Annotated in this window: 13 protein-coding genes and 1 riboswitch; of the genes, 12 read left to right on the forward strand and 1 reads right to left on the reverse strand. The window is 37.5% G+C overall.

Features of this window, described 5'->3' with window-relative positions:
- The first annotated feature begins 154 nt into the window (after positions 1–154).
- The 3 genes from JNUCC25_RS11285 (at position 155) to JNUCC25_RS11295 (ending at position 3431) form a co-directional block, all read left to right on the forward strand.
- Positions 155–1066, forward strand: a complete 912-nt coding sequence (locus JNUCC25_RS11285) for an ABC transporter ATP-binding protein (RefSeq protein WP_029321592.1) — start codon at positions 155–157, stop codon at positions 1064–1066.
- A complete protein-coding gene (locus JNUCC25_RS11290) occupies positions 1059–1826 on the forward strand; it encodes an ABC transporter permease (protein WP_454223261.1) in 768 nt (255 codons plus the stop codon). Before JNUCC25_RS11285 ends, JNUCC25_RS11290 begins: the two co-directional genes overlap by 8 nt.
- Before the next feature lie 101 nt (positions 1827–1927).
- Positions 1928–2034, forward strand: a riboswitch (SAM riboswitch).
- Between the two features lie 86 nt (positions 2035–2120).
- Entirely contained in the window at positions 2121–3431 is a 1311-nt protein-coding gene (locus JNUCC25_RS11295) for a Na+/H+ antiporter NhaC family protein (protein ID WP_013056925.1), read from the forward strand.
- 39 nt (positions 3432–3470) lie between these two features.
- Here JNUCC25_RS11295 and JNUCC25_RS11300 read toward each other — a convergent pair whose 3' ends face one another.
- Positions 3471–3599, reverse strand: a complete 129-nt coding sequence (locus JNUCC25_RS11300) for a hypothetical protein (protein WP_255292866.1) — start codon at positions 3597–3599, stop codon at positions 3471–3473.
- 124 nt (positions 3600–3723) lie between these two features.
- On the opposite strand from JNUCC25_RS11300, the gene JNUCC25_RS11305 reads away from it, so the two are divergent.
- The 9 genes from JNUCC25_RS11305 (at position 3724) to JNUCC25_RS11345 (ending at position 13220) form a co-directional block, all read left to right on the forward strand.
- Positions 3724–4683, forward strand: a complete 960-nt coding sequence (locus JNUCC25_RS11305) for a LacI family DNA-binding transcriptional regulator (RefSeq protein ID WP_029321597.1) — start codon at positions 3724–3726, stop codon at positions 4681–4683.
- A gap of 84 nt (positions 4684–4767) precedes the next feature.
- Positions 4768–5016 (forward strand): transcriptional regulator SplA domain-containing protein, encoded by a 249-nt coding sequence (locus tag JNUCC25_RS11310; RefSeq protein ID WP_016764006.1) that lies wholly within the window; start codon positions 4768–4770, stop codon positions 5014–5016.
- 111 nt (positions 5017–5127) lie between these two features.
- Positions 5128–6156, forward strand: a complete 1029-nt coding sequence (gene splB / locus JNUCC25_RS11315) for a spore photoproduct lyase (RefSeq protein ID WP_025752275.1) — start codon at positions 5128–5130, stop codon at positions 6154–6156.
- Positions 6157–6309: 153 nt separating this feature from the next.
- Positions 6310–6753: a hypothetical protein gene (locus tag JNUCC25_RS11320; protein WP_029321599.1), complete on the forward strand. Its 444-nt coding sequence runs from the start codon at positions 6310–6312 to the stop codon at positions 6751–6753.
- 99 nt (positions 6754–6852) lie between these two features.
- Positions 6853–7089, forward strand: coding sequence for a hypothetical protein (locus JNUCC25_RS11325; RefSeq protein ID WP_013056931.1), 237 nt, complete (start codon positions 6853–6855; stop codon positions 7087–7089).
- A 173-nt stretch (positions 7090–7262) separates the two neighbouring features.
- Positions 7263–8918: a DUF2339 domain-containing protein gene (locus tag JNUCC25_RS11330; protein ID WP_454223262.1), complete on the forward strand. Its 1656-nt coding sequence runs from the start codon at positions 7263–7265 to the stop codon at positions 8916–8918.
- A gap of 127 nt (positions 8919–9045) precedes the next feature.
- Positions 9046–11127, forward strand: a complete 2082-nt coding sequence (locus JNUCC25_RS11335; protein WP_029321603.1) for a DNA topoisomerase III — start codon at positions 9046–9048, stop codon at positions 11125–11127.
- 83 nt (positions 11128–11210) lie between these two features.
- A complete protein-coding gene (locus JNUCC25_RS11340; protein WP_223272351.1) occupies positions 11211–11459 on the forward strand; it encodes a hypothetical protein in 249 nt (82 codons plus the stop codon).
- Positions 11460–11885: 426 nt separating this feature from the next.
- The gene (locus JNUCC25_RS11345; protein ID WP_013056936.1) at positions 11886–13220 is read left to right on the forward strand and encodes an FAD-dependent oxidoreductase; all 1335 of its coding nucleotides are present in this window, start codon (positions 11886–11888) and stop codon (positions 13218–13220) included.
- The last annotated feature ends 5 nt before the right edge of the window (positions 13221–13225 follow it).

Genomic DNA, 13225 nt, shown 5'->3' on the forward strand with positions numbered 1-13225 from the left:
TCTAACTAAAGTTTGTTTTATTTTATCAAATGTAAGCGGATAATACGAATGATTTGAATGGGCTACTTTTCCAAAAATAAGGTTATAGTAGACAAATAGCTAAAAAAGAGAAACAATAGAAGGCGTATTGCTAATTAAAGAAAGGATGTACATGATGACAGAAACAGTGCTACAAGTAGATCATGTCAGTAAAGTAATTGGGAAGAAAACCATTTTGCATGATGTATCCTTATCGGTTGAGCGCGGTGAGATTTTCGGATTGCTTGGTCCAAATGGTTCTGGAAAGACAACGCTAATTCGTACCGTCGTAGGACTCATTAAAGAAACAGAGGGCACGATTACCGTTAACGGCTTTCCTTTAAAAGAACAGTTTACATCAGCTATGAAATCAATTGGAGCGATTATTGAAAACCCTGAGTTTTATGATTATCTGACGGGCTATCAAAATTTAAAACACTTTGCGAATATGCATGAAGGGATCACATCAGAACGCTTGGATGAAGTGATTGCTTTAGTAAAGCTTGAAAACAGCATTCATGCAAAAGTGAAGACGTATTCTCTTGGGATGAGACAGCGTTTAGGAGTGGCTCAAGCTATTTTACATAAGCCTGCATTGCTTTTATTAGACGAACCAACAAATGGTCTAGACCCAGCGGGAATGAGAGAATTTCGTACATATTTACAAACGCTTTGCAGGGAAGAAGGAATTTCAATCTTAATCGCGAGCCACTTATTAAAAGAAGTAGAAGCACTATGTGACCGCGTTGGCATTATTCAAGACGGTGAGTTAAAAGCCATTCAAGATCTATCTCCAAATCGTCAAGATCAAGGAATGTACGTAGAATTTGAAGTGTCTGATGCGCAAAAAGCAGCGGATCTTTTATCACAAGAATTTGAAGTAACGATGAGATCACATAGTATCGACGTGGCGATTGTAAAAGAACAAATTCCAGCTGTGAATAAAAAATTAGTGGACAGCAATATTTTAGTCTACCGAATCACTCCTGTGTATGAGACGCTTGAAGATTCGTTTATGTCCGTTACGGAAGGAGAGCACCATGCTTAAGTTAATTCAAAATGAACATATGAAATGGTTTCATAAAAGAAGTACAAAAGTCACGTTTATTACAATCGGTATTTTAACTCTTTGTATGGCTCTTTTAATGAAGAAAGTAGCAAACAGTGCAGGAACAGAAGACAACATTTTGAACTTCCTGTCATTTAGTTCAGGTATGCTCATTCTTGTTCAATTTTTTGCTCTTGCTGTTGGAGGGTCAATGGTTGCAAAAGAGTTTGAAGCAGGTACCATTAAGCTTCTTTTAATTCGTCCTGCTAGACGTTCAACGATTTTAGCATCCAAGTACCTAACCCTCATTTTAATTAGCTTGTATTATTTACTGAGCTATTTGCTTTTTTCGTTTGTATGGGGAGCATTGTTCTTTGGCTTTACCAGTCTAGAAGGAGATGCGCAGCTGCTTAAAAACATTACGCGTACGTATGATAGTGCGTATATGGAAACGTTTATGATGATGACGTTCGCATTCATGCTGTCGTCTTTATTTAGAAACAGCGCGCTTGCTTCAAGTCTAGCTATTGTCGTAAGTATCGGGGCAAAAGCTGTAACAGGACTAGTATCAGAGTTTGGTTTATGGTGGGGGAAATTTTTACTGTTCGCCAACACAAACTTTGTGCAGTATATGGACGGAATGAAGACGATGTTTGACGGCATGACGATTCCATTTTCAATCTTCGTCTTAGTCGCGCATTTTGTCTTCTTTATGGGCGTAGCTTGGGCAGCGTTTTTAAAACGAGACGTAGCTAATTGATGTGAGAATTTTCGCACTATATATTTTTCTGAAATAGCATTTGACAATTAAATAAAAAGAGATTACAGTAGTGAAAGACTATTTTTAAAACAACTATAAACTTCTTATCAAGAGAGACGGAGGGACTGGCCCTATGATGTCTCGGCAACTGGCTGTACGCAGTGCGGTGCCAAATCCAGCAGACGATGTTTCGTTTGGAAGATGAGAAGGGTAATCTTATGATACAAAATAAGAGACCTCTTCTTATCAATAAGAAGAGGTCTTTTTTTATTACGTAAACAAGAGGTGTTAAGAATGGAACAACAAAAAGGAAACGGCTGGGCGCTGTTACCGCTGGGCGTCTTTTTAGTCCTGTTTGTCGGATCAGGAATTATAACGGGAGACTTTTATAAGCTGCCTGTATTAGTAGCCATTATCATTGCAGCCATTGTGGCGCTGGCTATGAACCGCAAAGATTCACTTAATGTAAAAGTGGAGCGTTTTGCTAAAGGAGCAGGACATCCTGATATCATTATTATGGTGCTTATTTTTATTTTAGCAGGTGCTTTTTCTGAAGTCGCTAAAGGCATGGGAGCTGTGGATTCAACGGTAAACTTAGCGCTTTCTGTGCTTCCGCAAAGCTTAGTCGTAGCAGGAATCTTTGTTATTGGCGCATTCATTTCAATTTCGATGGGAACATCAATGGGAACAATTGCTGCGCTGGGACCTATCGCTGTAGGAATCAGTGAGCAAGCGCATGTTTCTGTTACATTGGCAATAGCCGGTGTGATTGGCGGTGCAATGTTTGGTGATAATTTATCTGTTGTCTCTGATACAACGATCGCGGCAGTTCGTACGCAAAAAACAAATATGACAGATAAATTGAAAGTAAACTTTTTTATCGTACTTCCTGCAGCGATTGTTACAGTGATTCTATTGCTTGTAATGACGCTAGGAAACACGTCATCAGTAGAAATTAAAGATTTCAGCTGGTTTAAAATCTTGCCTTATATCGGCGTACTCATTGCTGCAGTATTTGGTGCAAACGTATTAAGCATTTTAACCGGAGGAATTGTGCTAGCCGGCGTGATTGGATTAGCTGACGGAAGCTACACGCTTTCTTCTCTTGCTAAAACTGTGACAGAAGGTATTGGCGGAATGTCAGAGTTAATTATTTTATCTCTGTTAATTGGCGGAATGGTTGAGCTTATTCGCTATAATGGCGGTATTCAGTTCTTATTGAATTTATTAACACGACGCATTCAAACAAAAAAAGGCGGAGAATTCAGCATCGCCGGATTGGTAAGTTTAACTAATTTAGCGACGGCTAATAACACGATTTCAATTATTACAGCAGGTCCGTTAGCAAAAGAAATCTCTGATAAGTATTCAATTGATAATCGTAAATCAGCCAGTCTGCTGGACTTGTTTTCATGCAGCGTTCAAGGGCTTATCCCTTACGGCGCACAAATGCTTCTCGCAGCAGGATTTGCTAAAGTTTCACCGATTGAGATTATTCCATTTACATTCTATCCAATGTTAACAGCGGTTTGCGGAATCATTGCGATTGTAATTGGATTTCCTCGTTTAAATAAAAAGTCTAAGTCATCTAAAGAAGCTGCGTAATATGAAACCCTTAAAAAGAATGTTCTTTTTAAGGGTTTTTTACTGTTTGAAAAAATCAGTCGGCTTTTCTTCATCTAACTCCTTCCAAAGCGTCTCATTTTGTTTAAGTGCATAAGCCGCTCCTACAATTTCAATTCCGCATAATAAAATAAATAATAAAATACCCATGAAATGACCTCCTTACGTAAATGAATAAAAACACGATGGTAACGGGTTTAGCTTCTTGCTGTTTCACTTTATAATGAGAATAAAGTATGAAACGCGTTTCAGCGCAAGAGAAAAAGGTGAAAACATGACAAATATCCGAGATATCGCAAAAAAAGCGGGTGTATCTGTTTCGACTGTATCCCGGGTGCTAAATCATCATCCGTATGTAAAAGAAGAGAAACGCCGGCTGGTAGAGCAGGTTATTCACGAACTTAATTATGAACAAAACATTAATGCCGTTCACTTATCAAAAGGGAAAACAAATATGATTGCCGTCGTCTTGCCTTTTATTAATCATCCGTATTTTAGTCTGCTTTTAGAAGGAGTGGCATCTAAAGCGTTAGAAAAGCAGTATCAGCTTGTTATTTGTCAGACGAACTATGATGTGAAAAAAGAAGAAGAAGCGCTTCATATGCTGAAAACAAAGCAAGTTGATGGAGTGATTGTTTGTTCTAGAGCAAGCAGCTGGAGCACGATTGAATATTATCAGCAGCACGGGCCGATAGCCGTGTGCGAAAACGTACAGAATCGTTCTATTCGCTCCGTATACGTTGATCATTATGCAGCTTTTAAGCAGGCGCTTATGTATTTAAAAGAAAAAGGATATACGGATATTGGCTACTGTATTGGAAGAATGACGGGTACAAATAGCCTGCAGCGGCAACAAGCATACAAAGAATATGTAGAAAGAATAAATCAGCCTTATCATCCGGAATGGGTTTTTCAAGGCTGTTTGAACGTGACAGATGGTGAAAAAGTGGTGGAAAAACTAGTGCAGATGAAAAATCGGCCTCAGGCGCTTTTAGTAACAAACGATCAAGTAGCTATTGGAATAAAAGCTCAGTGCGAACAAGCGGGTATTTCAGTTCCTGGTGAGTTAGCTATCATTGGTTTTGATAATCATCCGCTTTCTTCTTATTTACAAATAACAACGATAGAACTTCCTCTTAAGGAAATGGGCGAAACGCTTTTTACATTAGTGGGAAGCAAGGTTCCTCAGAAAATTGAGCTCCCTTTTCGGTTTATTGAGCGTAAAAGCGTATGAATTCTTGATGATGCTATGAGGGTTTTTACCGGATAAAATGAGCAAAAGCGGACATCATACGAGTAAAGAAAAAAGAAAAGGATGATGATCGTGGAGAAAAAAGAATATCAAGTGGGAGATCAAGTATTTGTTATTTACCGAAATCCTCATACGGCAAACGTTGCCAATATTAATCAAGCTGAAATTGTTGAACATCCTGAAAACAAAGGTGAAAAGGCGCTGTTTTTACATGAGTCTTATCATTTGTTAGCTGAAGATGATGCCGTGTATTCAACATATGAAGAAGCTGAAAAAATGTATAATAAGATATTTGATTATGAACAATATGACTGACGCAAGGCTCTCTTAAACGGAGAGTCTTTTTTGTTTGAAAAATAATTACCAAGGATAGAGTCGTTTTATTTTTCAAACGCTATTAGTATTAGAAAAAAGGAAGTGTACATGATGATAAAACCTTTTGTACCTCAATTAGTATATATTGAGCCAGGGGCAATGGAGTACCCGCTTGGTGTTCAATTAAAAGAAAAATTTGAGAAGATGGGAATTGAGATTCGTCAAACAACTTCTCATAATCAAGTGCGTAATATACCGGGAAAAAATGATTTGCAAAAATACCGCAATGCTAAGTCGACTTTAGTAGTTGGCGTGCGTAAAACATTGAAATTTGATACATCTAAACCGTCAGCTGAATATGCAATACCGTTTGCAACAGGGTGTATGGGGCACTGTCACTATTGTTATTTGCAGACAACAATGGGAAGCAAACCATATATTCGCACGTACGTGAATGTTGAAGAAATATTAGGTCAAGCAGAGCAATATATGCAGGAGAGAGCCCCTCAAATAACGCGATTTGAAGCGGCTTGTACATCTGATATCGTAGGAATTGACCATTTGACACATTCATTAAAGCGCGCGATTGAATATTTTGGGGAAAGTGAACTAGGTCAACTGCGCTTTGTGACTAAATTTCATCACGTGGATCATTTATTGGATGCTAAACATAATGGTCGCACGCGCTTCCGCTTTAGCATAAATGCAGATTATGTTATAAAAAACTTTGAACCTGGTACATCTCCTCTTGATTACCGGATTGAAGCTGCTAATAAAGTTGCAAAAGCCGGATATCCACTTGGCTTTATTGTGGCGCCTATTTACATTCATGAAGGTTGGCAAGAGGGATACCGTCAGTTGTTTGAAAAGCTTGACGCCTCTATACCTGAGGAGTCAAGAGATGATATTACGTTTGAAATGATTCAGCATCGCTTTACCAAACCGGCCAAGCGGGTAATCGAGAAAAATTATCCGAAAACAAAGCTTGAGATGAATGAAGAGGAGCGCCGCTATAAATGGGGGCGTTACGGAATTGGAAAATATGTATACGCAAAAGATGAAGAACAAGAATTAAGAGAGACGTTGGAATATTACATTGATCAGTATTTTCCGAATGCAAAAATCGAATACTTTACGTAATTATTCTACAGTAATTGAAAAGTTATTCTGACGCCTTAGTCAAAATAACTTTTCAATTTTTAATGTAAAAAAATAAATTGCTTGCTAATAAGTTGAAAAAAAGAGGTTATTTTTATCTCTTGTCGTATTACATACAAAAGGGAGGTGACTGAGATGTTAAAAAATGAAGAGTTTGCGCTAACAAAAGAATTAACAAACGAACAGCAAGAAGCTGCACGAAATTTTATTCAAGTGTTGTTCCAAGAAAATTTATCTGAATTTTGGAACATATTATGTGATATCGATAAGTCTCGTATTTACGGCTTGTATGAAGCAAACCATTATTATGATTCTGATATTGAACTACATGGGTTTGTACAAGAAATAAGAGATAATGTAAGAGCTGTTTATGCGCCTCTTCAAGGGCAAGGGGGTATTTCGACGAAGGTTCGATATACAAGTGAAGGAAAGATGTATGTATACATATTAGGCAGTGGCGAAAACCCTAAGGTATATCCTGTTGGATTAATGCCTGAAACATATATCGAACAAGAACGTTTTTCTCAGCGGCTTCAAATTAGCATTTATAACGACGAGTTTCGAAATGTTGCCCTATAAACCATGTATATAGAAAAATAAAGAATAATAAAATTAATTTGTTAAAATAGCAATATTTGGGGTATGTAATAGGTATACCATTAAAAAGGGGTGAAAGAAATGCATTATTATCGTATTTCAGAGGGAGACCATGAAGAGTATTGTGAAACGATTCTGCTTCATGAAAAGAAGTTTTGCAAAGAAACATTTCAATCTATGGTGCGAGAAGCAATGAACAATAAGCCCGGTAAAATTGACCGTGTGGATATTGTTAAATATTTAATTGGTCACCATAGCTTTCAAGTAGCCCACATCGAAGCGGGATTTCATAGTACATACAGCGAGAAAGTGACATAAAAAATGCAGCACATCCTATACAACGAACTTTTCTTTTGAAAAGGGCGCTGTATTTTTTTTTGCTAAAAATAGAATGTTTCTAAGGGATATTCCTTTTAATGGTATAATAGTTAATCGCTGTAAGATATACATATAAACATCACAAATACTTTAAAGAGAAAGGGTGAGGAAATATGGAAAAAGAAAGAATAGAAGAACTTGAACGAAAAATAAGCAGTTTAGAAGAAGACGTAGCTAGGCTAAAGTCGCTCGTATATGAAACAAATTCTCCAAGATCAAAAACAGTTCACGCTCCTCCCAAGCAGCGCGAGGAGACCACTAAACGTCCTGCTCAAACAGGAGCTAAAAGCTCACAGGCAATAGAAGAACCTGTTGATTGGGAAAAAGTCCTTTTTCAAACATGGCTGCCGAGAATTTTTATTTTTGTATTTATTATTGGCGTATTATGGGGGTTTAAAGCAGCCTCTGACTATGGGTTAATGAATGAAAAAGCAAAAGTTGTTCTCGGTTTCGTTGTTTCAATAGGTTTTGCTGTGACAGGTCATTTCCAAATTAAAAAGGGCAGGTTGGTGCTCGGGCGAGTACTTGTAGGAGGAGCTATTCCTATTCTCATGTTAACGACGTTTGCGATGCATAGCCTGTATCATTTAGCGGGACCAACGCTTGCTTTTATACTAAATGCGAGCTGGATTATCCTAGGGATTATCGCGACAGTCTTTTATCGTTCACAGGCATTAGGTATTATTAGCGCGGTTGGAGGCGTACTAGTTCCTTTTCTTATTGAAAGTAATTCGCCTAATGCGCTCGTTTTCATTGGCTATGAAATGCTTCTGTATATTGCCTTTTTATATGTGGCAATCAAACAAAAATATTCAATTTTATATGTTCTTTCCGCGGTACTATTAAATCTTACGCTACTCATTTATTACTCGTTTGTTGGTGATAATGGTGTAAAAGAGTTATTAGGTATGGCGATTCTTATTCAGCATTTATGCTTAATTTCTAGTTTTTTTCTATCACAGTCCGTACTCCAAGTATATGCGTTTACCCTTCTATCGAGTTTAGCAGTTACGTACGGCTGGCTGCTCGCCGTTCTTGACGATGGCACGACCACAATGGTGCTGCTTGCGCTAGTTATTATTTACGCAGTAGGTGTTTACGCAGTAAGAAGTTCTAAAGAGAAATTTGAATTTTTTATTACCTATTTAATTGTTGCAGTAGCGTTTTTTATTCATCAGCTCGTCGATTTAAGAGAAGGAGTCATTTTATATGTGATTCAAGGACTTGCTGTTTACTATATCGCCAAGACGTATAAAAATCTACTTCATCAACTATTTTCTTATACAATTTATATACTGAGTGCAACGTATATCTTAGTTACACCAATCGAACAAGTGCTGTCTCTTCCGACATTAAATTGGCTTGTTGTGTTAGCTTCTATTCTAGTATTTATATGGATCAGCATTCAAAAAACAGAACAGGATGAGCACGATACGTTCAAAATTGGAGGAAGTATTGTTTTTTCTATTCTTTCTTTAATTTTTGCAACGGAAGTTACGGCCGCTGGCACCAATCATCTTTCCGCTAATCCGCAAACGCTTATTATGACGGCCGTTTGGTTAGGACTGTCCATTGCAGCATTTGTAATAGGATCACTTAAAACGTTTAAAACAGCAACGTATATCGGTGTGGGCATTTTGTTCTTAACACTTTTTAAACTTGTTTTATACGATTTACCTTTTATCCCAATGGCTATACGGGCCTTGTTATTTATCGTCTTAGGAGCTATCGGTTTAATTATCTCGCGACTATTTTATAAAAAGAAGTAGCTAGAAGCTGAAGAGAAATTCTTCAGCTTTATTTATTATAATATTATTATGTAAACTTAATCTTGAAGTCGTACAAAAAGTATACAATCATGTATAATGGAACAAGTGAATTGGAGGTATACATAAAATGAAATCACTTGTATTAGCAGAAAAGCCAAGTGTAGCACGTGATCTTGCGCGCGTACTTGGCAGCACCCAAACAAAAAAAGGGTATATTGAAGGACCAAAGTATGTCGTAACATGGGCACTCGGTCATTTAGTTGAATTACAAACACCAGAGGATTATGATAACCAATATAAAACGTGGCGATTAGAAGATCTGCCAATCATGCCTGAGAAAATGAAATTAAAAGTAATTCGTAAAGTGAGTTCTCAGTTTCGCACAGTATCCGATCTAGCAAAAAGAAAGGATATTGGAGAGTTAATTATTGCGACTGATGCAGGGCGTGAAGGAGAACTTGTAGCACGCTGGATTATGGAAAAGGTACGCTGGAACAAGCCGTTTAAACGCCTTTGGATTTCGTCTCAAACGGATAAAGCAATTCGTGACGGGTTTAAACAGTTAAAACCAGGAACAGAGTTTAATCGCTTGTATGATTCAGCCGTTTGCCGTTCAGAAGCTGATTGGCTTATCGGTTTAAACGTGACGAGAGCGTTAACGACTAAATACGAAGAACCATTGTCGGCAGGAAGGGTACAAACTCCGACGCTTGCGATGATAATTGAGCGTGAACAAGTAATTAACACATTCAAACCTAGTGAATATTGGACGCTTACAGCTCAGTTTTCATCTTTTGAAGCGGCTTGGCAAAAGGGCAATGAAAAGCGCATTTTTGATGAAAAACGCGCAAAAGAGCTGCACTCAAAATTATCAGGTGAGGCAGTTGTAAAAACAATTAAGCGCAAAATGCATAAAGAAGCGCAGCCGCTTCCTTATGACTTAAACGAACTGCAGCGGGATGCTAACAAACGCTTTAACTTCTCTGCTAAGAAGACATTGAATGTACTTCAAAAGTTATATGAACAGCATAAGTTAGTCACATATCCACGTACAGATTCCCGTTATTTAACAACAGATATGGTTTCTACTATGAAAGAGCGTTTGGAAAGCATCTCTGCTGTATATAAAGAAGAGGTTCGTTCAATTTTAAGAAATGCACAGTTGCCAAAGCGAGTGGTTAATAACGAAAAAGTAAGTGATCACCATGCTATTATCGTAACGGATCAGCCCGTGTTTCTACAGGACTTATCAGCTGATGAACGAAAGCTGTATGACTTAATTGCAAAGCGATTTATTTCATTATTTTATCCTGAATATGAGTATGAAGTGGTTAAAGCAGAGCTTGAAGTAAATGGGGAACAGTTAGTAGCAAGCGGAAAGCAAGTCGTGAATGCAGGCTTCAAAAAAGTTTCTGGTGGAGACTCAGAAGCAACGGTGAAGCTGCCTGATATGGAAGAAGGCAGCAAGCTGCTCATTCAAGATGTAACGATGAAAAGTGCATTTACAGAGCCGCCGCAGCGCTATACAGAAGCGGATCTTCTTGGACAAATGGAAAAACATAATTTAGGTACTCCGGCAACACGTGCAGATATTATTGAAAAACTTCTGCAAAATGAGTCCATTGATCGCCAAAACAATCGTCTGCACGCAACCAAAAAAGGAAAGCAGCTGATTGACCTAGTAGCAGATGAGTTAAAGTCGCCTGAGCTTACGGCTAAGTGGGAACGTGACTTAGAAGCAATTGCTAAAGGAAAAGGAAATGCAAAAGAGTTCTTAACAAATATTCGCGAACAAACAGAAAAGCTAGTTAAGCAAGTAAAAACGAGTAATCAAACGTACAAACCTCATAATTTAACGGGCTCTAAATGTCCGGAATGCGGTTCTTTCTTGAAAGAAAAGAAAACAAAGCAAGGAAGAGTGCTCGTTTGTTCAAGCCTTGAGTGCAGCTATAGACGCGCAAAAGACCCTAAACTATCGAATCGACGCTGTCCGCAGTGTCACAAGCGAATGGAAATTCATTCAGGAAAAGCGGGCACGTATTTCCAATGCCGTTCATGTCAAGTAGTGGAGAAAGCTGAGGACAAAAAGAAAAAGATTTCAAAACGAGAAGAACGAAAGCTTCTTAACAAATATAATGATGACGGAGCATTTGGTTCAAGCTTGGGTGATGCTTTAAAACAAGCCCTTCAAGATAAAAAAGATAAATAATCTAGAAAAGTGCGATACCACGGTATCGCACTTTTTTCGTATAATATGGATTAAGTGATGAGTAAGTAAGGTGGAGTGGAACAATGAAAAGAAAAAGCAGGGGAATGGATCGTTTAATCGCGTTCTTTATAGTAGGAGCGATGGTACTAATCATTTTAGCGATACTAATGGGAAGCTATTTTTTTGGTTTTATAGGCTTCCTTAAAGTAATAGGAGTGGAATATGAGTCCTACTGGGCCATATATTTATTTCTATTTTTTATTTTTGTATTTGGCTTTATAGCTTTTTTCAAAGACACTCATTTTTTTAATGAAGAATGCCAGACTGAATAGAGTACTATTTGTAACATTTGCAGCTTCTGTAGATATATTTTTTACTTTTCTATCAGTTTACATAGCAGACTTGCTTGTGAGCGGAATTCGTTTATCTATTTTAGCGATGATTCTTTTATCCGTCTTATTTTTTTGGATGGAGAGTGCATTGGATAGTAAGTTTCTACGTAAAAAAACAAGCTGATGAAGTTTTTCATCAACAGCGCATCAGCAAGAAAAGCGCATCATATCAAGCTTCAAAGCTATTTAAAGAACCCTGTAACATATTTTTTTAAAAAAAGTATGTGATTTTTTTCACATACCTCTTGAAAAAGGACAAACATGTTTGTATAATAAGAATTGTAAAAGATATGTGAAACATTTCACAATATATGTGAATAAATTCACAATATCATATTTTCTATAATCCTAAGGGGGATATCATCTATGAAAATTGCAGTAGTAGGGTGTACACATGCAGGAACGGCAGCAGTAAAAAATATGGCAGAACTTTATCCAGAAGCTAAAATTACAGTTTATGAGCGAAATGATAATGTTTCATTTTTGTCTTGTGGAATTGCGCTCTATGTAGGCGGGGTCGTAAAAGATGCAAATGGCTTATTTTACTCTTCACCGTCTGAATTGCAAGAGATGGGTGTAAATATGAAAATGAAACATGAAGTTACGAATATTGATACAGATGGTAAAAAAATAGCTGTACGAAATTTAGAAACCAACGAAGAATTTGAAGATACATTTGATAAATTAGTGATGACAACTGGATCATGGCCGATCATTCCAAACCTTGAAGGCATCGATTTAAATAATGTTGTGCTTTGTAAAAACTATCAGCATGCTAATCACATTATTGAAAAAGCGAAGCAAGCGAAGAAAATAGCCGTAATTGGTGCGGGCTATATTGGTGCAGAATTAGTAGAAGCATTCGAAGTGTATGGAAAAGAAGTCACGTTTATTGATAGTGCTGATCGCATTTTAAATAAATATCTTGATCCAGAATTTACGAATCTAATGGAAACTGAGTTTGAAAATCGAGGAGTTAAATTAGCATTAAACCAAGCGGTTACTAAATTTGTAGGCAGTGAGGGATCTGTTGAAAAAGTAGTGACAACTGAAGGCGAATACGAAGCGGATCTTGTTATTCTGTGTGTTGGCTTCCGTCCAAATACAGACTTAGTAAAAGGACAAGTAGACATGCTTCCAAACGGCGCAATTGTGGTTGATGAATATATGCAAACAAGCAAAAAAGATATATTTGCTGCCGGAGATAGCTGTGCCATTTACTATAATCCGATTAAGAAACATGCCTATATTCCGCTTGCTACAAATGCAGTTAGAATGGGAACATTAGTAGCTCAAAACCTTGTTAAGTCAACGATTAAGTATATGGGAACACAAGGAACGTCAGGTCTGCATATTTACGATTACAATGTTGCATCTACCGGCATAACTGAAACAGCAGCTTCTCTTTTTGATATGAATGTGAAAAGTATCACAATATCAGAGAATAACCGACCTGAATTCATGCCAACGTACGAAAATATTACGTTGAAAGTAGTATTTGAAGAAGAAACAAGACGAATTGTAGGCGCACAGGTTATTTCTAAAATTGATGCTACTCAAGCAATCAATACATTGTCTGTATGTGTACAGCAGGAAATGACCATCGATGAGCTTGGCTTTATGGACTTTTTCTTTCAACCGCACTTTAATAAGCCTTGGCATTTCTTAAACCAAGCAGGACTTCAAGCGCTTCAAGCATAAAAAAA

The sequence above is a fragment of the Priestia sp. JNUCC 25 genome, assembly GCF_053667915.1.